21 protein-coding genes are annotated in these 22,543 nt (G+C 70.6%); 12 read left to right on the forward strand and 9 right to left on the reverse strand.

Going from position 1 to position 22,543, the window contains the following annotated elements; translation table 11 throughout:
* Position 1 precedes the first annotated feature (1 nt).
* A complete protein-coding gene (locus ACZ5J1_RS08095) occupies positions 2 to 139 on the reverse strand; it encodes a hypothetical protein (RefSeq protein ID WP_464564179.1) in 138 nt (45 codons plus the stop codon).
* Between the two features lie 56 nt (positions 140 to 195).
* On the opposite strand from ACZ5J1_RS08095, the gene ACZ5J1_RS08100 reads away from it, so the two are divergent.
* From ACZ5J1_RS08100 to ACZ5J1_RS08115, 4 genes are all read left to right on the forward strand, one after another.
* Entirely contained in the window at positions 196 to 552 is a 357-nt protein-coding gene (locus tag ACZ5J1_RS08100) for a DUF3817 domain-containing protein (RefSeq protein WP_464564181.1), read from the forward strand.
* On the forward strand, positions 549 to 1,538 hold the full coding sequence (locus tag ACZ5J1_RS08105; RefSeq protein WP_464564183.1) for a 5'-3' exonuclease: 990 nt from the start codon (positions 549 to 551) through the stop codon (positions 1,536 to 1,538). Before ACZ5J1_RS08100 ends, ACZ5J1_RS08105 begins: the two co-directional genes overlap by 4 nt.
* On the forward strand, positions 1,535 to 1,783 hold the full coding sequence (locus tag ACZ5J1_RS08110; protein ID WP_464564185.1) for a hypothetical protein: 249 nt from the start codon (positions 1,535 to 1,537) through the stop codon (positions 1,781 to 1,783). The genes ACZ5J1_RS08105 and ACZ5J1_RS08110 overlap by 4 nt, the downstream gene beginning before the upstream one ends.
* Before the next feature lie 226 nt (positions 1,784 to 2,009).
* Positions 2,010 to 4,259, forward strand: a complete 2,250-nt coding sequence (locus tag ACZ5J1_RS08115; protein WP_464564187.1) for a beta-glucosidase — start codon at positions 2,010 to 2,012, stop codon at positions 4,257 to 4,259.
* 3 nt (positions 4,260 to 4,262) lie between these two features.
* Here the strand turns inward: ACZ5J1_RS08115 and ACZ5J1_RS08120 are convergent, their stop codons facing one another.
* From ACZ5J1_RS08120 to ACZ5J1_RS08145, 6 genes are read right to left on the reverse strand one after another with little or no spacing between them, the layout of a single operon-like run.
* Positions 4,263 to 4,949, reverse strand: coding sequence for an alpha/beta fold hydrolase (locus ACZ5J1_RS08120; protein ID WP_464564189.1), 687 nt, complete (start codon positions 4,947 to 4,949; stop codon positions 4,263 to 4,265).
* A 39-nt stretch (positions 4,950 to 4,988) separates the two neighbouring features.
* Entirely contained in the window at positions 4,989 to 8,414 is a 3,426-nt protein-coding gene (locus ACZ5J1_RS08125) for an ATP-binding protein (RefSeq protein WP_464564191.1), read from the reverse strand.
* Positions 8,415 to 8,418: 4 nt separating this feature from the next.
* Entirely contained in the window at positions 8,419 to 9,108 is a 690-nt protein-coding gene (locus ACZ5J1_RS08130) for a DUF4194 domain-containing protein (RefSeq protein ID WP_464564193.1), read from the reverse strand.
* The gene (locus tag ACZ5J1_RS08135; RefSeq protein WP_464564195.1) at positions 9,105 to 10,595 is read right to left on the reverse strand and encodes a DUF3375 domain-containing protein; all 1,491 of its coding nucleotides are present in this window, start codon (positions 10,593 to 10,595) and stop codon (positions 9,105 to 9,107) included. Before ACZ5J1_RS08135 ends, ACZ5J1_RS08130 begins: the two co-directional genes overlap by 4 nt.
* A gap of 41 nt (positions 10,596 to 10,636) precedes the next feature.
* Complete coding sequence (locus tag ACZ5J1_RS08140) at positions 10,637 to 11,197, reverse strand: VanZ family protein (RefSeq protein WP_464564197.1); 561 nt, start codon at positions 11,195 to 11,197, stop codon at positions 10,637 to 10,639.
* A complete protein-coding gene (locus ACZ5J1_RS08145) occupies positions 11,194 to 11,661 on the reverse strand; it encodes a D-alanyl-D-alanine carboxypeptidase family protein (RefSeq protein WP_464564199.1) in 468 nt (155 codons plus the stop codon). Before ACZ5J1_RS08145 ends, ACZ5J1_RS08140 begins: the two co-directional genes overlap by 4 nt.
* Positions 11,662 to 11,748: 87 nt before the next feature.
* On the opposite strand from ACZ5J1_RS08145, the gene ACZ5J1_RS08150 reads away from it, so the two are divergent.
* Positions 11,749 to 12,408, forward strand: a complete 660-nt coding sequence (locus tag ACZ5J1_RS08150; protein WP_464564201.1) for a response regulator transcription factor — start codon at positions 11,749 to 11,751, stop codon at positions 12,406 to 12,408.
* Positions 12,401 to 13,501, forward strand: a complete 1,101-nt coding sequence (locus tag ACZ5J1_RS08155; RefSeq protein WP_464564203.1) for a sensor histidine kinase — start codon at positions 12,401 to 12,403, stop codon at positions 13,499 to 13,501. Before ACZ5J1_RS08150 ends, ACZ5J1_RS08155 begins: the two co-directional genes overlap by 8 nt.
* Before the next feature lie 9 nt (positions 13,502 to 13,510).
* Here the strand turns inward: ACZ5J1_RS08155 and ACZ5J1_RS08160 are convergent, their stop codons facing one another.
* Positions 13,511 to 14,404: a DUF4437 domain-containing protein gene (locus tag ACZ5J1_RS08160; RefSeq protein WP_464564205.1), complete on the reverse strand. Its 894-nt coding sequence runs from the start codon at positions 14,402 to 14,404 to the stop codon at positions 13,511 to 13,513.
* An 86-nt stretch (positions 14,405 to 14,490) separates the two neighbouring features.
* On the opposite strand from ACZ5J1_RS08160, the gene ACZ5J1_RS08165 reads away from it, so the two are divergent.
* From ACZ5J1_RS08165 to ACZ5J1_RS08175, 3 genes are read left to right on the forward strand one after another with little or no spacing between them, the layout of a single operon-like run.
* Entirely contained in the window at positions 14,491 to 15,051 is a 561-nt protein-coding gene (locus tag ACZ5J1_RS08165; RefSeq protein ID WP_464564207.1) for a TetR-like C-terminal domain-containing protein, read from the forward strand.
* Complete coding sequence (locus ACZ5J1_RS08170) at positions 15,048 to 15,791, forward strand: maleate cis-trans isomerase family protein (protein ID WP_464564209.1); 744 nt, start codon at positions 15,048 to 15,050, stop codon at positions 15,789 to 15,791. The genes ACZ5J1_RS08165 and ACZ5J1_RS08170 overlap by 4 nt, the downstream gene beginning before the upstream one ends.
* 15 nt (positions 15,792 to 15,806) lie before the next feature.
* Positions 15,807 to 16,961, forward strand: coding sequence for a peptidoglycan-binding domain-containing protein (locus ACZ5J1_RS08175; protein ID WP_464564211.1), 1,155 nt, complete (start codon positions 15,807 to 15,809; stop codon positions 16,959 to 16,961).
* 5 nt (positions 16,962 to 16,966) lie between these two features.
* Here the strand turns inward: ACZ5J1_RS08175 and ACZ5J1_RS08180 are convergent, their stop codons facing one another.
* Entirely contained in the window at positions 16,967 to 17,638 is a 672-nt protein-coding gene (locus ACZ5J1_RS08180) for a TetR/AcrR family transcriptional regulator (RefSeq protein WP_464564213.1), read from the reverse strand.
* 128 nt (positions 17,639 to 17,766) lie between these two features.
* On the opposite strand from ACZ5J1_RS08180, the gene ACZ5J1_RS08185 reads away from it, so the two are divergent.
* Genes ACZ5J1_RS08185 through ACZ5J1_RS08195 form a run of 3 tightly spaced genes read left to right on the forward strand, consistent with a single transcriptional unit; the run spans position 17,767 to position 22,521 of the window.
* The gene (locus ACZ5J1_RS08185) at positions 17,767 to 19,461 is read left to right on the forward strand and encodes an amidohydrolase (RefSeq protein WP_464564215.1); all 1,695 of its coding nucleotides are present in this window, start codon (positions 17,767 to 17,769) and stop codon (positions 19,459 to 19,461) included.
* Complete coding sequence (locus ACZ5J1_RS08190; protein ID WP_464564217.1) at positions 19,454 to 21,091, forward strand: ABC transporter substrate-binding protein; 1,638 nt, start codon at positions 19,454 to 19,456, stop codon at positions 21,089 to 21,091. The genes ACZ5J1_RS08185 and ACZ5J1_RS08190 overlap by 8 nt, the downstream gene beginning before the upstream one ends.
* Positions 21,088 to 22,521 (forward strand): amidase, encoded by a 1,434-nt coding sequence (locus tag ACZ5J1_RS08195; RefSeq protein ID WP_464564219.1) that lies wholly within the window; start codon positions 21,088 to 21,090, stop codon positions 22,519 to 22,521. Before ACZ5J1_RS08190 ends, ACZ5J1_RS08195 begins: the two co-directional genes overlap by 4 nt.
* Positions 22,522 to 22,543: the final 22 nt, after the last annotated feature.

Below are 22,543 nucleotides of genomic sequence, written 5' to 3' on the forward strand. Positions count from 1 at the left end.
GTCAGCCGCCCGCGTGCAGGGCCAGCTGCCGATCCACGTTCTGCCCGGCTTCCGGATCCTGAACGGTCCGAGCATCGATCTCGGCGATCGTCTCCTCGAGCCGCACCGGAGGCGGCAGGTGCGTGTAGTCCTGAGCCATGCGCCCAGTCTCGCACGCGATTCGAAAGCGCTTGGTTCGCCAGGTACCTTTCGACCGTGACCAACACCCTTGAGACCGCATCCACCGAGACCGGGACCGCCGGAACCGACCTCGGCCGGCTCGGCAACGCCTTCGTCTGGGTGGCGCGGATCGAAGCGTTCACGTGGGCGGGTCTGCTGATCGGGATGGCGTTCAAGTACGTCCTCGCCGACAACGAGATCGGGGTCAAGATCTTCGGTCCCCTGCACGGCGCCGCCTTCACGGCGTACGTCGTCATCACCCTCGCGGTCGCCGTCACGCGACGCTGGAGCGTCGGGCTGACCCTGGTCGCGCTGGGTGCCAGCATTCCCCCGCTGATGACGTGGCCCTTCGAGCGCTACGCCGTCCGCAGCGGTCGCCTGACCCCGCGGTGACCGACCGGCGGCTGCTGCTGGTCGTCGATGCGCCGTCGTTGCTGCACCGCAACCACCACGCACGGGCCCACACCCGGCTGACGGACCGTTCGGGGCGTCCGGCCTGGGCGTTGCACGGCATGCTCCGCCAGATCCTCGAGGCGATCGACACCTTCGCCCCCGATGCGGTGATCTTCGGACTCGATGACCGCACGGCGTCGGTCCGCAGCGACTTCTACCCCGACTACAAGGGCGGTCGGGCGGAGAAGGACCCCCAGCTCGTCGAGCAGCTCGACCGCGCCGGCGCCTTCCTCGACGCCCTCGGTCTCGCGACGCTGACTCCCCCGGGCCTCGAGGCCGACGACGTCAACGCCTCCGGCGCTACGTGGGCACGGGAGCACGGCTGGAACTGCGTGATCATCACCTCCGACCGGGACGCGTTCGCTCACATCAGCGACCACACCCAGGTGCTCCGCCTGATCGACGGCGGCATCTCCGGATCGCCGCTGCTCAACCCGAAGCGCCTGTTCGCGATGTACGGCGTCGCAGCCGAGAACTACCTCGAGTACGCCGCCCTGCGCGGCGACAGCAGCGACAATCTGCCCGGGGTCACCGGCATCGGGGAGAAGACGGCTGCCCTGCTGCTCGCCCAAGCCGGGTCGATGCAGTCGGTCTGGGCCGACATCGACCACAACGAGGGACAGGCGCTCGTCGCGACGCTGGACAGCTGGGCGGCCGAGACCGGTGGCCGTCGCATCGGTTCGACCGTCGTCCGGCGGCTGAGCGCTCCCGGCGCGCGGGAGCGGTTCGACTTCAACGTGCGGATCATGTCGGGGCACGCCGACCTGGATCTCGGGCTGACGCCGGAGACGCCGGGCACCCCGGGGTTGCTGCCGCTCGATCCGGACAAGGTCAGCCGGGTCGTAGGCTTTCTCAACGTCGAGGCGACCACGACACTCGCGATGCGGGTGCTCGCCACCACTCCTGCCAGCGAAGGACCGTCATGACCGAGGGTGACCACTACACCAGGATCGCGATCCAGTTCGTCGACGAGCAGCCGTGGACCGACGCACTCTCGGAGTCCAACCGGCAGGAGTTCATCGCCGAGGCGGCCGAGTCCCTCCACGCCTGCGCGGCCACCGGGGACCGTGGCCCGTTCCTCGAGCTGGTCTCCGACTGGCGGGAGACGGCCGCCATCTGGGCCGACCCCGCCCTGGCCCATCTGCGACGTGAGGACGACGCCACCGAATGACGCGGGCCCGTGTGGGTGCCTCGACGTTTCGGGAGCCCTGACGCGGGTACATGAGGGTCGTGAGCACTCGGCTCACTCGGAGGGAGCCTGTCATGTTGTGGACCATCCTCGTCGTACTCGTCATCGTCGCGCTCGTCGTCTTCATCCTCAACCGAGCACGCTGAGACAGCTGGCTCCCGGGCCGCGCGTCCCGTAACCGCGCCAGGGATGTGACGTTGGGCACTTCGTGCCCCGTCGTACCCCCGCCCTGATCGCTCTCACCGTCGCGATCGGTGCCCTTGCCGTCGCCCCGACGAACCGCGCCTCGGCGGCGGGCTCGGGCGCCTGTCCCTGGCTCGACGCCCGACAGGCTCCGGCGGCGCGGGCCCACCGCCTGGTCAGCGCGATGACGGTGGACGACAAGATCCAGATGGTCACCGGCATCGGCATCCTCAACCCGACCGGACCCAACCCGAGCGCCTCCGGGACCATCCTCGGCAACCCCCGACTGTGCATCCCGGACCTGGTGCTCAACGACAGCTCGGGCGGGATCGGCTTCCAGCAGCAGAACACCACCGCCTTCCCGCAGGGGATCACCCAGGCCTCCACCTGGAACCGGTCGTTGATCGCGGGCTACGGCACGGTCCTGGCCGACGAGGCGATCCGCAAGGGCGTCAACGTCGTCCTCGGGCCGGGGTTGAACCTGGCCCGCACCCCGCTCAACGGCAGGACGTTGGAGTACGCCGGAGAGGACCCATACCTCACCGGCCAGCTGGGTGCGCAGCTGATCCGCGGGATCCAGCGTCGCCCGGTGATCGCCGACGCGAAGCACTACCTGCTTAACGAGCAGGAGACCTACCGGATGACCGGGTCCTCGGAGGTCGACGAGCGCACCCTGCGCGAGATCTACCTCGCCCCGTTCGTGGACGCGATCCGCGCCGGGGTCGGGTCGGTCATGTGCTCCTACAACCGGGTCGCCTCGACCTATGCGTGCGAACACCGCCGGCTGCTCCAGCAGCTGCTCAAGGACGAGCTGGGCTTCGACGGATTCGTGATGAGCGACTGGGGTGCCACCCACACCACGGTCGGGTCGGCCAACGCCGGCATGGACATGGAGATGTCCGGCAACGGGTACCTCGGGATCGAGCAGGCCCAGCCGGCGAAGTGGGGCAAGAACCTCAAGGCGGCGGTGACCGCCGGCACCGTGCCACGAGCCCGGCTCGACGACATGGTCCGTCGGATCCTGACCTCGATGTTCCGCTTCGGCCTCTTCGAGCACCCACCCGTCACCGGGTCCGCCGCCGCGAACGCGACCGCCACCACCAGCGCGAGCCGGGCGATGGCCCGGCAGATCGCGGTCGAGGGCTCGGTCCTGCTCAAGAACCGCGCCAGCCTGCTCCCCCTGACCCGGTCGTCGAAGAAGGTCGCCGTCATCGGGATCCCCGCGACCAGGACGGGCTCGAAGCTCGCCTCGCAGGGGTTCGGCAGCAACCACGTCCCCGTCTTCGGCCTCGACCCGAACGTGATCTCTCCTCTGAGCGCCATCCGCGCCCGGGCGAAGCGGAACGGAACAACGGTCACCTACGCCCCCGGTACCGTCCGGCGGGCCGCAGCCACGATCGCCCGGCGGGCCGATGCCGCGATCGTGTTCGTCAACGACGCCAACGTCGAGGGCGTGGACCGCAAGGACCTCAACGCCCACCAGGCGGCGTGCAACCCGTTCCTCAACGCGATCTCCCCCGACGCCCAGTGCTTGCCGATCCCCGTCGACCAGGAGGCCTTGGTGGCGGCGGTCGCCGCGGCGAACCCCCGCACCGTCGTGGTGCTGCAGAACGGGGCACCGTTGGCGATGCCGTGGCTCGGCGCGGTCGGGTCCGTCGTCGAGAACTGGTATCCCGGCGAGATCGACGGACAGGCGGTCGCCGACCTGCTCTTCGGTGACGCGAACTTCTCGGGCAAGCTCCCGATCACCTTCCCGAGGAAGGTCAGCGACGGTCCGCTGCGGACCCCGCAGCAGTACCCGGGCGTCAGCGACGCGCAGGGCGTCCCACACACGACGTACAGCGAGCGGCTCCGGATCGGGTATCGCTGGTTCGACCAGAAGAAGATCAAGCCGCTGTTCCCGTTCGGCTACGGCTTGTCCTACACGTCCTTCAAGCTCTCCAGGCTCAAGGTACGACCGACGAGGACCGGCGGAGCCGCCGTCCGGGTGAGGGTGACCAACACGGGTCGGCGTGCTGGCGCGGAGACGGTCCAGGTCTACCTGGGCTTCCCGAAGGCGGCCGGCGAACCCCCTCGTCAGCTCAAGGGCTTCCAGAAGGTGTCCCTCGCCCCGGGTGCCTCGAAGACGGTGTCGATCAGCCTCGACAAGCGGGCGTTCTCGATCTGGGCGGGACGCTGGACGGTCAAGCGCGGCTGCTACCGGGTCCACGTCGGTGACTCCTCGGCGCACCTGCCGCTGGTGAAGCGTCTGGCCCGTGCCGGCGGGCGCTGCTGAGCCCTACCCCGGCTGCGAGATGAACGCGAGGGTGTCGCGGGCGACCAGCTCGGGCCGCTCCCACAGCACCAGGTGGCCGACGCCGTCATAGACCTCCAGCCGGCTGCCCACGATGGCTCGGTGGAGCTCGGTGGTCTGCTCGGCCGGTACGACGTCGTCGTCGGCGCCCCACAGGATCAGCGTCGGCACGACGATGGTGCCGGCCCGGATCGGGGGCACGGCTCCGACGAGAGCGTCGAGCCCGGCCTGCCACACGCGTTTCGGGATCCCCATCGCCGCGGTCCGTTGGTCGGCCAGGAACCACTCCGGAACCGGGGTGCTCAGCCCGATCGCGCCGGTCAGGGCGTCCACGTCGGCCGCGCTCACCGGATCAGTGAACGACGCGACGAGCTCGACCACCGCTGCGGTGTCCGCACGCTGCAGGTCGCACGGAGCACCGACGAGGACCAGGCCCCGCACCAGCTCGGGGTGGTCGACGGCGACCTGCTGGGCGAGGTACCCGCCGCTCGAGGTGCCGAGCAGCCAGCACGGCCCCCGGCCGACCGACTCGATGAGCGCACGCACGTGCTCGGCCGCACCGTCGACGACCGCCGACAGGTCCGGGACGACCAGCTCCGCCGACGGCGCGAGCAGTGGCAGCAACCGGTCGAAGACGCGCTCCGTCTCGCCCCAGGCGTGGAGCAGCACCACTGTCGGTAGCGGGCCGTGTCGCACCCCGCCAGTATCGCCTCAGGAGCCGTCGGTGAGCGGGGTGATCCAGGCCTGGTGGGTGGCGTTGTTCTTGGTGATCGCCAGCAGGTCGTCCATGTGCGGCTCCAGACCGGTGACCTTGTCCAGCGGCACGCCGATGATCAGCTGGAAGCCGAGGCCCTTCCAGGCCTGCACGGCGCGGCCGGCGAACTCCGAGTCCGCCTTGACGAAGCCCTCGTCGAGGAAGACCGGCGCGAAGCGCGGCCGAGAACGCTGCTCGTCACCGAGTCGGAACCGGAGCGCCGAGCCGACGATGAAGGCCACCAGCTCCTGGCTCTCGCCGCCGCTCTTCTCCCCCAGGGTCCGGTAGGTGGCGCGGAGCTCACCGGTGAGGTGGTCGTACCGCTCGGCGCTGATCTCGACGTGGCGACGCACGTCGAGGAGCCGGTCGCGATCGGTGGTCGCGACGACGACGTCTCCGACCTGGGACGGCTTGCGCAGCTGCTGCATGAACCGGCTCAGGTCGGCGAACCGCTTCTCCAGGTCGGCCTCGGCCAGCTCGGAGGTCGATCCCGAGGAAAGGTTGCGCAGGTCCTTGAGGAACACCTGGACGTGCGCCGGGGTGAGCCGGCGCAGCCGGATCCGGAGCCGGTCGCCCGAGGCACCGAACTCCAGGCGACGCAGGATCGCGTTGATCGGCTCGAGCCGGTCCTCGATCTCCTCGATCGACGCCGCCATCGCCCCGACCAGCGGCACGAGGTCCTGCCCGCTCCACTCGGTGAGCCGGCGACGCCACTCCGAGCGCCGGGCGGCGAGGCCCTGCCCGCGGATCTCGTCGAGGATGCGCGCGTAGTCCGGGTAGGACTCCGGGGTGGCACCGAGGTTCGGGGACTCCCACTGGAACTTGTACATCCGGAAGATCCCGGAGAGCTCCTCCTCGACCCGGCGGATGTCGGCGTCAGCCTCCCCGACCGCGTTGCGGAGCCGTTCGGCCATCCGCTGGGAGTTCTCCACGAACCGGTCCAGGTCGTCGGGGTCGGCCGGGGCGGCCGCCGCAGCGAACTCCTCAGCCAGCGCCGCGTCCTGCTCGGCGGTCAGCGCCACCCGTCCGGCACGCTCCATCGCGTCGAGCCGGTCGTTGACGAGGTCCTCGGAGTCGACCAGCTCGCCGTGGGCGTTGTTGAGCTCCCGCTGTCGCTGCTCCAGCCCGAACCGGGTGCGCCGCGCCTCCTCGAGCGAGGCGGCGAGGGTGTCGATCTGGTCCTGGAGGACCTGCAGCTGGTCGTCGGCCGAAAGGATCTCCGTCCGGCGGCGCTCCAGCTCGGCGATCCGGTCGTCGCTGCCCGCGACGTCGAAGTCGTCGAACCGGGCAGCGGCCACGGCGTCGTACGCACCGCGGAGGCGCTCCAGGACACGGAGCTCCCGGTCGATCTCCGCCACGTCGTTGTCGAAGCCGACCAGCGTCGCCTCGAGGGCGGCGAGCTCGACGTCGATCTCGGCCAGGGCGTCCTCGTTGGAGAACCCGATGATGTTCCGGACGTCGCCGCGCCCGTGCGCCCCGCGCCGACCGTTGCGGGTCTGACCGGCAGCCGTGACCCGGAGCCCTGCACCGTCGAGGCCAGCCGCGCTCTCGACACAGAGAGCGTTGCGTCCGGGCTCGGCGACGTGGGCCTGCACCCAGCCGGAGAACGGCGAGTCCTTGAAGAGCAGCTTCCCGGCGATCCGCTCGGGGTCGGCCGGTCCGAGGTCGGGCAGGTCGATCTCGGCGCCCTCGAAGGTGAGCCGTCCGCGCAGCTGCAGTCCGTCGATCGCGGCCGAGAAGTCACCCAAGCGGTCCAGCGGCACGAGCATCGTCCGGGCCGAGGCACCGAGCACGGTCTCGATCGCGGTGCGCCAGCCGCTCTCCTCGGGGGCGACGTCGATCAGCTCGGCGACGAAGGGCAGCTCGTCCGGGTCGAGACCGGTCGCGTGGGCGACCTCGCTGCGCAGCTCGTGCATCCGGGTCGGCATCCGGCTGGCGCGGTTCTCCATCGACCCGCGCTCCTCGCGCAGCTCACGCTGGCGGACGTTGAGCGGGTACCGCCGGTCACGGACCTGGTCACGTTCCCGGGTGAGCGCGTCGGCCTCCTCCCTCGACTTCTCGAGCCAGGCGCGGGCCTGCTCCTGGAACGCGCCGAAGCGCTTCGCCGTGGACAGCACGTGGTCCAGGTCGGGCGCGTTCCGGTCGGCCACGTCGACCAGGGGCAGGAGGCGGTCCTGCAGCACGGTGCGGCGGCCGCGGCGGTCCTCGCGGATGACCTCCTCCTGCTCGACGGCGAGACCCAGCGACTGCAGGGTGCCGCCACCGGCGGCGCGGTGCGCCTCCTTGGCCGTCTCGAGGTCGCCGAGCAGGGACGCCTCGCTCGCCGCGGTCGCGGCCAACGACTCGGCCGCCGCCGTGCGGGCCTGCCGGTTCGCCCCCACGGCGGTCTGGAGCAGCTGCTGGTGGGTGCGGAGCAGCCAGAGCCGGACCGGGGTGTCCCCGGCGAGCGTGACCCCGAAGGAGTCCAGCTCCGCCAGGCGTCGGCGTCCGGTGACCATCCGGTCGTGCAGCCCGCTGATCGGACTGAGCAGCTCGAGCTTCTGCTCCTCGGTCCGCATCGCGGAGTACGCGGTCTCGAGGTCGTCGAAGTGCTCGATCGCCCGGTCGGCCGCGGCATAGGTGGACGGCCGCTCGAGGACCATGTCCTTGTAGAGCTCGTCGACGCTGCGGACCTGGTTGCCGGCCTGGATCCGGGCGAGCAGGCGCAGCGCTTTGGCGCCGTCACCGTTGGCGCCGATCCCGAGCCGGGCGTAGAGCACGGCGGAGAACTCGGCGTAGGTCTGGTGCACCCGGACACCGGGGTAGAGCTTCTTCAGCACGTTGGCGTGGAACCGCTCGGGTACGGCGACCTCGAGCGTGTCCAGCGGGAGCGGGCCGTCGAAGGTGGCGAGCTGCATCTGCACCTCGCCCGACCGGGTCGCCCGCCGCGGGACGTAGTAGGTCCGCAGCACGGTGAACCGGCCGCCCTCGTCGTTGACGAAGGTCATCGCGACCGCGCCCCAGGTGTCGGCGCCCTTGCCGCGCAGCAGCTTCTCCACGGGACGCCCGGTGCGCGGGTCGTCGATCACGTCGACCGCACCGCGCAGGTAGGAGAGCAGGTTGCGCTGGCCCACGCCGCGGGCACGGCCGGCGACGGCGTCGTTGGAAGCGCCGTTGAACTTGGTGTCCGACGGCATCATCAGGGCCGTGTAGGCGTCGAGGATCGTGCTCTTGCCGACCCCGGAGGCGCCGGAGATCATCGTGGTGTCGCCACGCAGGGGCACGGTGGTGAGGCCCCCGAAGCCGCCCCAGTTGACCAGCTGGAGCAGCGCTGCGCGCCACTGCATGGTGTCGTCGGCCGGCGTGGCCACGACCTCGCGGGCGAAGAGTCCGTCGATCGTCACTGGTTCACTCCTCGAACAGACCGGTGGGCTCGTCGACCACCACGAACGTGTCGGCGCCGTTGGCGCGCTGCAGGGACTCCAACAGCTCCTGGAGGAGCTCCAGCGGCAGCAGCGACTCGACCGCCTCGCTGATCTCGAACCGGTCCTCGCTGCCGGCCGGGATGAGCAGTCCGGTCTTGACGATGCTGGCCACGGCGTTGCGAGCGCGCTTCTCGTCCCCCGCCTCGTCGGTCGCGTGCAGCGGCCGGAAGCTGGCGACGTACTCGACGATGTCGTCGCGGTCGACGTAGACCTTCACGTCGCCGGTCGCCAGGCCGGCGCGGAGGCGGTCGCGCAGGTGGATCAGGACGACCGTCTCCTCGCGCGTCCAGGCGGTGTCGTGCAGCAGCGTCGGGAAGCGCGAGCCCGTCTCCGAGGTCGCCTGCCGCTTCCATGCGACCTCGCGGACGCGGTCGACCTGGAGGTCGAGGAAGAGGTCGTTGAGCCGGGAGCGCAGCACCCGCTCGTGGTCGACCAGGACGGCCCAGTCGCGCGGGTGGGTGCGGGCGCTGATGAAGCGCTGCTTGAGCAGCGTCACGAGCGCGTGACGCTGACCGAACTCGAGCCCGCCCTCGTCACCCTCGAACAGGGAGATCGGGTCGTCGATGACGTCGTTGGTCTCGGTCACGTCGGTGACGTCGCTGTCGAGTGTCATGCGGAAGTCTCGCCTCCTCGGAGGTCCGGGTCGGGCAACGGGGTGCGGGGCAGGGCGAACGCACGGCGGGAGCCGTCGGAGCGGATGGTCGCGAACGCCTCCGTGGCCTCCTCGTTCGACCACCCACGATCGGCGGCGAGGTGGAGCAGACCGAAGATCTCGACGGGCCGGCGCAGGGAGGGCTCGAGGGAGTCGAACAGCTCGCCGAGCGACCCCGCCGGCGTCAGCGACGTCAACGTGGCGTCGAGCCGGTCGCGGAGCGTGCTCAGCTGCGGTCCGCCCTGGCCCTTGAGCTCGGCGAGGGTGACCGGCGGTGCGTCGTTGGGGTCGGCGACCTCGATCCGGTCCGGCAGCAGGTCGTCGGCCGGGTCGTAGAAGCGCTCACGCAGGTGGTCGACACTCGCCCGAGCCGGAAGCAGCTGGATCTCGTGGGTGGCCCGCGGCCCGGTCGTGGCCAACCAGGTCATCAGCTCGGACTCGACCGCGCGCAGGGTCTGCTCGAGCTCCCGGTCGCGCGCGGTGTCGTGGGAGACGATGTACTCCTTGAGCGTGGCCGTCACCCGGGAGCGCTGGGTGAGGACCCGGTCGAGACCGTCGCGGACCAGCCGGACGGTGCCGCGCAGCTCGGTCCGCTCGGCCTCGCCGAGGATGCGGTCCGAGAGCGGGTGGTCCAGGAGCGCGTTCAGGTCCTCGCGCAGCTGGGTGACCAGGGCGTCGTCGCGGAGCAGGGCGAAGGCCCCCTCGAAGGCGCGGCCCTCGTGGGTGGCGGTCATCAGCGCGTCCGCGCGAGCGAGGTAGTCGTCGATCACCTCACCGGCCGGTCGGTCCTCGGCACGGAAGGCGGCCAGCACGGCGCCGCGGATCCCGGCGAACCGCTCCTCGACCCGGGCGAAGTCACTCGGCAGCGCCGAGATCAGGGAGAGCAGCTCGGTGAATCCCTCGGACATGTAGTCCTCGGTGGCACTGACGATGTCGGCGCCGTCGACCAGCCGGTCCCGTTCGGCCTGCAGCCGGGCGATCTCGGCGTTGAGGATGGAGACCCGCGTCGTCCGGTCCGGGTTGGCCTCGGAGTTGAACCGACGGACGGTGCCGAGGATCGTCGCGATCCGGTGCTCGCTGAGCGTGGCCCGGTCCCGGGCGAGGTTCTTGACCAGCTCGAGTGCCTGCTGGGCGTGGGAGGTCAGGGAGTAGACCTCGTTGCCGAGCTCGTCCAAGGACCGCACCAGCCACTGGCCGCGCATCCAGCGTTGGCAGATCTCGCGCCCGGTCCCGCTGGGCAGATCGGTCTCGCCGGCGTGCCGGAACTCGGCGAGGTGCTCGTCGACCTGGACGTGCAGTCGCGCGGTCGGGATCGGCCGGTTGTTGCGCCCGAAGGCCGCCCGGAAGATCGTGATCACGACCGGTGCCTGACGCTGGTGGAGCAGGGTCAGGGTCGGCTGGGAGAACGCGTCGTTGACGCGGGTGAGCTCCCCCGCGATCTCGCTCATCCACACCTCCTGCTGCGACCGTCACCACCACGGTGAAGCGCTCAGCATTCCAGAGTCGGCCGACGAATCCGGGTCCGGCCCCACACCGGCGCGGCGAGGATCGCCGCCAGGCCCGCGCCGGCCGTGTTGAGCAGCACGTCGTCGACCGAGGAGACCCGGTCGATCCGGAGCACGTACTGGGCCGTCTCGATGGCGATCGAGCCCAGTGCGGCGACCAGCAGCACCCGGGGCACCGAGCGCAGCGCGGTGAACCGGAGCGGGCCGAAGAACCCCAGGGCGGCGAAGACGGCGAGGTTGCCGACCACCTGGTACGGCGGCATCGTCTGCAGGTCCTCGAGCGGCGCGAGACTGACGGCACCGACCCGGCCGGGCTCGCTGCCCGGCTGCAGGGTGAGCCAGATGAAGGGCGCTGTCCCCAGGACGATCATCACCTCGCACAACGACCGACCCCACGCCCGGCCGGCGGGCTGTCCACGCCACCGGCGGACCACCGCGAGTGCCATCACGGCGGCGAGAGCGACGGGGAGGAAGAGGGCGACCTGAGCGAGGTCGCCGCGGTACGGCGCCAGCCAGGAGAACCACCAGCTGTACTCGGGCGTCATCGCAACCTCGGATCCTGGGTCGGGTCGGTGTAGGGGGTGGGGCAGCCGTTGCGCTCGGCCCCGCGGCGGAGCTCGAAGTGCCACGGCTCGTTGGCGTAGATCCGGCACAGCCCGTAGGCACGGCCGTGGGTGTCGAGCCATTCCTCGGCAGCGTCGGGGCCGACGTCCACGGCCTGGCCCGCCTCGTGCACCGAGGTACCGGGCCGCGCCACCCACCGAGCCGCCTCCGCCTCCGATCCGTACGTCGTCACCGCCTCGGCGAACAGGCGCGCCTGGTGGCGCCTCGACCGCCAGCCGCTGGTCACCGTGATCTCCACCCCGTCGCGGGCGGCTGCGGCCGTGGCCGCCGTCAGGGCCCGCTGGAGTCCGGGGTCGAGGCCGCCCGCGGGCCGCGCCGCCACGGTCGCCGGTACCGCCGCACACCCGGCGAGGCACAGCACCAGAGGGAGGAGTCGCAGGATCATGGCTCCAGTCCACCGAGCGCCGCGTTGCCAGGGCGTATGCGGAAATCGATACGCGGACGATAGGTGCCTCCTGCCTAGGATCGGACGGTGCGCGTGTTGATCGTGGAGGACGAGCCCCTGATGGCCGAGGCGATCCGGGACGGCCTGCGCCTCGAGGCGATCGCCGCCGACATCGCCGGGGACGGTGACACGGCGCTCGAGCTGCTCAGCACCAACGCCTACGACCTCGCGGTGCTGGATCGCGACATCCCCGGACCGTCGGGCGACGAGGTCGCACGGCGGATCGTCGCCTCGGGGTCGGGGATGCCGATCCTGATGCTGACCGCGGCCGACCGGATCGACGACAAGGCCAGCGGGTTCGAGCTCGGCGCCGACGACTACCTGACGAAGCCGTTCGAGCTGGCCGAGCTCGTGCTCCGCCTCCGTGCCCTGGACCGGCGGCGCGGGCACAGCCGACCGCCCGTGCGCGAGATCGCCGGCCTGCGGGTCGATCCGTTCCGGCGGGAGGTCTTCCGCGACGGGCGTTACGTGGCGCTGACCCGGAAGCAGTTCGCTGTTCTGGAGGTGCTGGTCAGTGCCGAAGGGGGCGTGGTGAGTGCCGAGGAGCTGCTCGAGCGGGCGTGGGACGAGAACGCTGACCCGTTCACCAACGCGGTGCGGATCACCGTCTCGGCGCTGCGCAAACGGCTCGGGGAGCCGGCGGTGATCGCCACCGTTCCCGGCGTCGGGTACCGGATCGATGCCTAGGCGCCCGGGCGCGAGCGTCCGGCTCAAGCTCGCCCTCAGCTATGCCGTCTTCCTGATGGTCGCCGGCATCGGCCTGATCTCGGTGGTCTGGGTGTTCCTGCTCCGCTACGTGCCGCGCGACGCCGTCCGGGTCGACGATCCGAACGCCGGGATCCCGGGCATCTTCATCCCGGGACGCTCCGACCTGTGGGAGGCGTTCGCGCCGAAGGCCGCCTGGATGCTGCTCGCGCTGCTCCTGGTCGGACTGATCGGCGGATGGCTGCTGGCCGGTCGGATGCTCGCTCCCCTGGTCCCGATCACGGCCGCCACCCGCCGGGCGGCGACCGGGTCGCTCTCCCACCGGATCGAGCTACCGGGACCCAACGACGAGTTCCGCGAGCTCGCCGACGCGTTCGACTCGATGCTGGCCCGCCTCGAGGACCACGTCGCCGAGCAGCAACGCTTCGCCGCGAACGCGTCCCACGAGCTGCGCACGCCGTTGGCGATCACCCAGACGCTGCTCGAGGTCGCCGCCAAGGATCCCGCCCGGGACGTCGATGCCTTGATCGAGCGCCTGGCGTCCCTGAACGCACGCTCGATCGATCTCACCGAGGCACTGCTGATGCTCAGCAGGGCCGATGCGGCCGCCGCTTTCGCGTGGGAGGACGTGGATCTGTCGCTCACCGTCGACGAGGCGGTGGAGTCGCTCCTCCCGCTGGCGGAGCGGAGCCGGGTGACGCTCGAGTACGCCGGCGGGGTGGCGGTCGTCCGGGGCTCCGCCGCGCTGCTCGGCCAGATGACGATGAACCTGGTGCACAACGCGATCGTGCACAACGTCGACGACGGCGAGGTCCGGGTGCGCACGCGGGTTCAGTCCGGCGTCGCCGTACTGACGGTGGAGAACACGGGGGAACAGGTCGACCCCGGGATCGTGACGACCCTGACCGAGCCGTTCCGGCGCGGGACCGACCGGGTGCACGGCGAGCAGGTCGGGGTCGGCCTCGGGCTCGCGATCGTGCAACGGATCGTGAACGCCCACGGCGGGACGCTGGCCGTGAGGCCGCGTCCCGCCGGGGGTCTGGTGGTCGAGGTCAGCCTGCCGGCCGGACCCTGACCGGGTGCGTCACTGGTAGGTCGGGTCTTCCCACTTGCCGAGGCTGCGCGAACGGACCGGCTGGACCGGCTGCGGCGCGATGCTGTGCGGGAAGTCCGGGCCCCAGTTGGTCGGGGTGCCCTGCATCTCGATCTTGGCGTCGTCGGTGTACCAGTCGACGAGGTCGCTGTCCGAACGCAGGATCCAGGTGCAGCCCATGGTCTCGTGCGCGGTGAAGTCACCGTGGCGGACCAGCGGCGGACGCCAGAAGTACGTGCCCGGCCACATGTCGCCGAAGCTGTAGTTGAACCCGCCCTCGAGGCAGTACGCCTCCTCGCTGCAGGGGTGGTGCGCGAGCGGGTGCTCGACCCAGCCCGGCTTCGCCTTGATCAGACGGGTGTAGAAACCGGTCTTCTCGTCGCGGTGGAGGAGCTTGATGTAGAGACCGGGGACGGGGGTCCCGCCGAGGTCGAAGCGCATCGGGCTGCCGTCGACGACGTCGATCCACGGCATCTCGGCGGTCTGCATGATGATCAGCTTCTGGTCCTCGCGCACGCCGATCGCGTCCTCGGTCGCGGGGGTGAAGGTCCAGTCACCGAACTCGCGGAACAGCAGGACGACGGTGCCTTCCTTGACCTCGAGCTCGGGGGTCCACACACCGATGGAGGCGTGCCAGTAACCCTCGGCGCGCAGGACGGTGTCACCGATCTTCACCTCGCCCTCGAGGACGTACCACTCGGTCTCGGCGGCGTGGTAGCCGGCCGGACGGGACCAGTCGCTCGTGAAGTGGACCTTCAGCGACGCCGAGCCGTCCTCCTCGTCGTAGCAGAGGTTCTTCTGCTTCGCGGTGCCGGTGGCGTGCTCGAACTCGGCGATGTGGAAGAGAAGGTCCTTCTCATCGATCGTCTCAACATGGGGGCGCATGTCTTCTCCTCAGGAATCTGGAACCAATTTTCCGGTACAGGATGTATTACTATCACATAACCGGAACATCTTGTATCGTTTACTCCGTGCCAAAGATCGGACGCCCCGCCGGACCGGCGAGCGACACCACCGAAGTGGTCCTGACCGCCGCCCTCGACCTGCTCCTCACCGAGGGGGCCTCGGCCCTGACCGCGCAGCGCCTCCACCAGGCGACCGGCGTCTCGAGGTCGACCATCTACCGGCACTGGGCCACCCCGACCGACGTCCTCGCCGCCCTGATCGACGTGGCGCACACCGCCCCGCGCGCCACGGCCGGCTCCCTGGCCGAGGACCTGCACGCCGAGGTCGACCTGCTGTGCAACCGTCTGCGGGACAAGCCGGTCGCGGCGTTCCTGCGGGCGCTCACCACCTCCGCCGGCGAGGACGCGGAGGCGGCGGAGCTCCGGCACCGTTACGTCTCCGACCTCGTCGCCCCGTTCCACGCGGTCCTCGCCTCGGCGCGGGTGCCGCGCCGGGTCGCCGACGACATGGTCGCGGCGATCGTCTCCCCGCTCTTGGTCGACGCGCTTCTGCTCGACCAACCCACCGGACGCGCCCGTGCACACCGCGCGGCCGACCTGCACCTAGCTGAAATTGAGGTGAAATGACCAACGCTGTCGCTCCCCGAGCGCTCTTCGGCGTCATCGTTCCCAGCACCAACACGGTCGTCGAGCACGACTACTGGCGCGCCGGGGTCGAAGGCGTGGCCTACCGGGCCGGCTCGATGTACATCGCCGACCCGACGATCTCCGGCGATGCCGGCTTCGAGGCGCTCCTGGTCCAGATCCGCGGCTCGATCGACACCGCGATCCGCGACACGTTGACCGCGGAGCCGGACCGGATGGTGATGGGCATGTCCGCCGAGACCTTCTGGGGCGGCGTCGAGGGCAACGCCGCCTTCGAGCAGCGGATCAGGAAGGCCACCGGGCTGGAGGTGACGACCGGCGCCAGCTCGTGCCGGGAGGCCCTGCGCACGCTCGGCGTGAAGCGGATCTCCGTCTTCTCCCCCTACCAGCCGGTCGCCGACCGCGAGGTCGGCCGCTTCTTCACCGAGGCCGGGTTCGACGTGCACGCGATCACCGGTCTGCGCTGCCCGACCGCGATGGACATCGCCAAGGTCCCCGACGACCGACTGCGTGAGGTCGTCGACGAGCTGGACGGTCCCGAGGTCGAGGCGATCGTCCAGGTCGGCACCAACCTCTCGTTCATCGACCTGGCCGACAAGCTCGAGGCCGAGCGCGGCAAGCCGATCGTCGCGATCAACGCGGCTACGCTGTGGCACGCGATGCGCGAGCACGGGATGGACGACAAGGTCGAGGGCTACGGCACCATCCTGCGCGACCACTGATCGAGGAGGCACGGGGTGCCCAAGCACGGTGTGGTTCTGGGTGGGGTCGGGCTGGCGTTCGCGCTGGCGCTGACCGGCTGCGGCGGGTCGGACTCGGACGTCGCGCTGAAGCGGGCCGAGGCTCGCGTCAGCGATGCCGAGCAGGCGGTCGCCGACGCCCAGTCGTCTCTCGACACCGCCTCGAAGGCCTTCTGCACCGCTGCGGCCTCCTACATCACCGCTCTGGATCGGTACGGCGACGTGCTGCATGCGACCGCACCGACGGTCGGTGACGTCCGCACCGCCGGGCGAGATCTCGAGGACCCCCAGGACGTGGCGATGTCGGAGGCCGAGGCCGCGGTGACAGCCAACCAGGAGCTCGCGGCCGCCCAGGCGGAGCTGGTCACCGCGCAGCAGCAGCTGGCGAGCCTGCAGGCAGGCGCCACCTCGACCGCGACGCAGGACGCGACGACGCCCTCACCGACTCCCCTGGCCCCGGCCTCGAGCGTCAGCCGAGTCACCGCGGCCGAGGCGGCGTTCGAGACCGCCGCCGACGGCATCTCCGAACAGACCCCGCTCGACGAGGCCGCCGAGGAGTTCAACGCGGCCGCGGTCGCGCTGGAGCTCTCCTGGTTGGCTCTCGTTGCCGACGCCGGCTGCCTCAGCGACGACCAGGCCCAGCGGGCCGAGGCGAGCGTGCGCGCCTTCACCACGGCACTGCAGACCTCCCTCGCCTCCACCGGCTACTACGACGGCGAGGTCGACGGGATCTACGGTCCCGAGACGGTTGCGGCGATCAAGAGCCTCCAGCAGGCCCACCAGCTCCCGGTCACCGGCACGTTGGACAAGGCCAGCCAGGACGCGCTCGCGGCCGACCTGCTCGCCCAGGGCGGGGCCGCCGCCCAGGAGGCGACGGCGAACACCGCTGCCCTCCAGCAGACGCTCACGCTGCTGGGCTACTGGGACGGACCGGTCGACGGCACCTGGACACCTGAGCTCACCGAGGCGCTGACCAAGGCGCAGAAGGCGCTCGGCGTCGACCCGACCGGCACGGTCGACGCGGCCACCGTGTCGGCCCTGGAGAGTGCGCTCGCCGCAGCGTCCGAGGCTCTCACGTCGACCCCGACGCCGGCGCCGACCGTGACGGTCACCGTCACCCCCTCGCCGAGCGCGAGCAGCAGCGGGAACTGACTCGCTCAGGAGCGGGCAGCGGCGGCCTCGGCGGCATCGAGGAGCACCTCGACACCCATCAGCGAGACGCCGTAGATGTCCAGCTCCGCCAGCGACTCGCGGGTCTGGGCGATGGCCGGGTAGCGCCCCGCGTCGATGCTGCCCAGCTCGGACAGCCAGGCGGTGGGCCTGCCGAAGTCGACGTCCGGCTCGCTGATCCGGCGCGCGGAGAGCGTCGAGGCGACCGAGAGCACGTAGCCGCCGATCACGGCGTAGTAGCGGACCGCCTCGTCACGGTCCAGGCCGATCGAGAGCAGCTGCTCGAGGATCACCTCGATGTTCGCGAGCTCGCCCGGCCCGCCGGTGGTGAGCATGTGGGCATCGCGACCGATGAAGGGGTGCTGCTCACTGATCTCCCACGCGATCACGGCGAGCTGCCGGATCTGCTCGCGCCAGCTCGCTGAGCTGTCCAGGCGCTCGACCGCGCCGAGCATCAGCTGGTCGTAGACGCATCGGACGAGCTCGTCCTTGGCCTTGAAGTGCCGGTACACCGCCGTCGGGTCGGAGCCGAGGGCGTCCCCGAGCGCACGGAAGGTGATGTTCTCCCCCGCGGCAGCGACGACGGTCGCGGCCTCGATGATCACCTCGCGACTGAGATCGCCTCGCCGCCGTCCGTTCCCGGACGTGCTCCGTGCCATGCCGTGCCCCTTCCCTGGAGTGGTGCGCACACCCTAGTCAACTCGTTAGTCAACGAGTTGGTCAATGGCGTTGACTAAAGCGAAACTGACGCTTAGGTTACGGGCTGAGATCTGAGAGGGAGATCACATTGAGCACATCTGAGACCGTGGTCGCGGACACCGTTTTCGTGAACGCCCGGCTGTTCAGCGCCGGCCAGGAGTCCTCGATCCCGGGGGCCGTCGCGGTGCGCGACGGACTGATCACCTGGGTCGGTTCCGAGGCTGAGGTGCTGGCCCTGGCCGAAGCCGGCACCGAGGTGGTCGACGTCCACGGCGGGCTGCTCCTGCCGGGCTTCCAGGACGCCCACGTCCACCCCGTGATGGCCGGGATCAACATGATCCGCTGCGAGCTGCACGGCTCCGAGTCCGCCGAGGAGTGCCTGGAGCGGATCGCCACCTACGCCGCGGCGAACCCGGATGCGCCGTGGATCCTCGGCGGCGGCTGGAAGATGGAGTTCTTCCCCGGCGGCGTTCCCACCCGGCAGGCACTGGACGCGATCGTGCCGGACCGGCCCGTCATCCTGACCAACCGCGACGGCCACGGCGCCTGGGCCAACACGGCGGCGCTGCGGATCGCCGGCATCGACGCCTCCACCCCCGACCCGGTCGACGGTCGGATCGAGCGCGAGGCCGACGGCTTCCCCACCGGTGCGCTGCACGAGGGTGCGATGTCCCTGGTCGTCCAGCACGCTCCGGCCGCCGGTCTCGAGGACGCCTACCAGGGGTTGCTGGTCGCCCAGCAGTACCTCTTCTCCCTCGGCATCACGTCCTGGCAGGACGCCGCCGTCGGCGCCGTCTTCGGCATGCCGGACCTCTTCGACGCCTACCGCCGTGCCGAGGAGACGGGCGAGCTCAAGGCCCGCGTCGTCGGCGCACTCTGGTGGGACCGCGAAGCCGGGATCGAACAGGTCGAGGGCCTGGTCGCCCGCCGCGCCACCGGGGTCGAGGGTCGGTTCCGGCCGATCGCGATCAAGATCATGCAGGACGGCGTCGCCGAGACCTACACCGCCGCGATGACCGAGCCGTACCTGGACGGGTGCGGCTGCGCCACGGAGAACTCCGGGCTGTCGTTCGTCGACCCCGACGCGCTGCTCACCTACGTGACCCGGCTCGACGCCGAGGGCTTCTCGGTCCACTTCCACGCCCTCGGTGACCGGGCGGTGCGGGAAGCGCTCGATGCCGTCGAAGCGGCCCGTGCGGCCAACGGCCCGTCCGGCAACCGGCACCACCTGGCCCACCTCCAGGTGGTCCACCCCGACGACATCGCACGCTTCAGCGAGCTGGACACCACCGCGAACATGCAGCCGCTGTGGGCCTGCCACGAGCCGCAGATGGACGACCTGACGATCCCGTTCCTCGGCGATCGTCGGGCCGCCTGGCAGTACCCGTTCGCCGCCCTGGCCGACGCCGGTGCCCGACTGGCCGCCGGCAGTGACTGGTCGGTCAGCAGTGCCGACCCGCTCGAGGGCATCCACGTCGCCGTCACCCGCCGACACCCCGACCTCGACACGCCGGCGTTCTTCAGCGAGAACGCGCTGACGCTGGCGCAGGCCCTGACGGCCTACACCGCGGGCAGCGCCTTCGTGAACCACCAGGAGGACCGCACCGGACACCTGCGGCCTGGCTACCACGCCGACCTGGTGGTCCTCGACCGTGACCCGTTCGCCGCCCCGGCGGACGAGATCGCCTCGACCCGAGTCATCCGCACGTACGTCGGCGGGGAGCTCGTCCATGACAGCACCACCCACGCAGTACCCAACACCCGGAGGAACGACCATGCGTAAACCCCTTGCCGTCGGCCTGCTCGCCCTCGCGCTCACCACGTCAGCCTGCTCGGGCAGCTCGGACGACTCCGACAAGTCCGGCGGTTCCGGGAAGGCCTACGAGCTGACCGCGACCACGCCGAAGGCGACCGGCGACATCGACTCGTTCACCTGGTCGCTCTACGCCGAGCCGTTCTCGCTCGCCTACCTCTACGCCTACGACTACCCGCCGAACACGGTGCTCTCGAACGTCTGCGAGTCGCTGTTGCGGCTGAACTCCGACATGAGCACCTCGCCCGGTCTGGCGGAGAAGGTCGAGAACCCCGACCCGACCACCTGGGTCTACACCATCCGCCAGGGCGTGAAGTTCCACGACGGCACCCCGATGACGGCCGACGACGTCGTGTTCTCGTTGAGCGCCAACACCAACGCCGCCTTCGGCTCGTACTGGGGCGCGGCGTACATGAACGTCGCGTCGATCAAGAAGACCGGCGACAACGAGGTCACCGTCAAGACCAAGTACCCGGACTCGTTGTTCAACCAGTACATGGCCACCGCCGCGGGCACCGTCGAGTCCGCCAAGACGATGATGGCCGCCGGCGCCAACTACGGGAACGCGACCACCGGCGTGAACTGCACCGGTCCGTTCGCGTTCAAGTCCTGGACGCCGGGTGACAACATCACGCTGACCCGCAACGACGACTACTGGGACGCCGACCTCAAGGCGAAGGCCGCGACGGTCAAGTTCGTCTTCCTCTCCGACCCGACCACCCGGGTCAACGCCTGGACGGCGGGCGAGGTCGACGGCGGCTGGTCGATCCCCGCGAACGCCCAGGCTCAGCTCAAGGCCGGCGCACCCGGCTCGCTCTACTACGGGCTCAACACCTCGACGATCTCGGAGATCGTCAACACCACCGGCACCCTCAAGGACCCGAAGGCACGCCAGGCACTGCTGATGGCGATCGACCGCGAGGGCATCCTCCAGGCCGCCGAGCAGGGTGTCGGCGAGGTCGCCGACTCGATCGTCCCGGACTCCGTGTGGACCGCCGCCGGCGCCTCCGACAGCGAGGTCGCCGACCGCAAGGCCGCGCTGCCGTCGTACACGTTCGACCCCACCGCGGCGAAGAAGCTCGCCGAGGAGGCCGGTGTCGTCGGCAAAGAGATCGTGATCGCGTCCACGCCCGCGTTCCAGGCCGCCGACGTGATCGCCACCGCGATCGCCGACGCCGCCAAGAGCATCGGGATGACGGCCAAGATCGAGACCATCGCTCCCGACCAGTACGGCGCACTCTTCGCCGACCCGAAGGCGCGGGCGAAGTACGACCTCTTCCTGACCGCCTGGTACGCCTCGATCGCCGACCCGATGGACAACCTCGCCGCGCTGCGTTCGTTCTCGTTCTCGAACTACGGCGGATGGACCGCGCCGGGGTACGACGACCTGGCCAACACCGCCGTCGCCACCCCGCTGGGTGACGCGAGCCGGACCGGCGCGGTCGAGGCGACCGAGAAGGCCGCCATGGACGGCCTGCCGTGGCTGCCGATCTACTCGTTCCCGACCAGCGTGTGGCTCGGCGACAAGATCACCGGCGTCGACCCGTCGATCAACTACCTGTACTACCCGTGGGCCGCGAAGATCGGTGCCAAGGGATGAACCTCGCCTACCTGAGCGCCACCGAGGCGCTCGCGCTCTTCCGGTCGCGTGACCTCTCCCCCGTCGAGCTCCTCGACGCGGTGGCCACCCAGACCGACAAGACCCAGCCCCAGGTCAACGCATTGACCGAGCAGATGCTCGACGAGGCGTACGACGCCGCCCGCGAGTCCGAACGCCGCTACGCCGGCGTCGGCCCCGCGCCGCGGGCCCTGGAGGGCGTGCCGACGCTGCTCAAGGAGGAGCACGTGATCAGCGGCCGCTCCATCGAGGGTGGATCGCTGCTCCTCAAGGGCCAGACCACGCCGCTCCAGCACCCGGTCGTCGACCGGGTGCTGGACTCGGGGGCGGTCGTCCACGGCCGCACCACGATGCCGGAGTTCTGCTGCACGGTCGTCACCCACAGCAAGCTGTGGGGCGTCACCCGCAACCCGTGGAACCTGGAGATCACCCCCGGTGGTTCCTCGGGCGGGGCGGGTGCGGCCCTCGCCGCGGGCATGTCGACGCTGGCGACCGGCTCCGACATCGGGGGCTCGATCCGGATCCCGGCCTCGCAGTGCGGCGTCGTCGGCTTCAAGCCGCCGGCGGGACGGGTGCCCGGTCTGGCCCCGTTCAACTTCGACTACTACTGCTCCGACGGTTCGATGGGACGCAGCGTCGCCGACGTGGCACTGCTGCAGAACGTGCTCGCCGGACCGTGGGTCGGCGACCCCGCGACCCTGCGGCCGAAGCTGGAGCTGCCCACGCAGCCGGGCCAGCTCGGCAGTCCCGCCGTCGTCGCGGGGATGAGGGTCGCGCTCTGCCTCAACCTGGGTGACTACCTCCTCGACGACGCGGTCGTGGCGAACACCCGGGCCGCCGCCGACGCGCTGCGCGCCGCAGGGGTCACGGTCGACGAGGTCACGCTGCCGTGGACCCGGGAGCAGATCCTCGAGATCGCCTGGACCCACCTCGGCCCCGGCATGGGTGCGTTCGCCGGGCAGGTCCTCGACGAGGCCGTCGCCGACCTGGTCATGGACTACACCAAGGAGTTCGCCCGGGCCGCGATCGTGCCGCGCGACTACGCTGCCGGTCTCACCGGCGAGGTGGAGTTCTACCGTCCGCTCGCCGAGCTGCTCGAGACCTACGACGCCCTGCTGGCGCCGACGGTCGCGGCTCCCCGGATCCCGGCCGAGGCGCGCGTCGCCGCAGACCTGATCCCGAACGACTCGGGTCCGGTCTCGATGTACGACGCGGTCATGACGATGCCGTTCAACATCATCGGACGCTGCCCCGTCCTGTCGGTGCCGTCCGGCATCGGCGCGGCCGGCGTGCCGACAGGCGTCCAGATCGTCGGTCGCACGTACGACGACACCACGGTGTTCCACCTCGGTGCCGCGCTCGAGAGCAGCCTCGGTCTCACCACCTCCGACGCCTGGCGGCCCTCCCTGTGATTGCCGTCCGCTATGTGGGGTC

Source organism: Nocardioides sp. JCM 18999 (assembly GCF_055391175.1).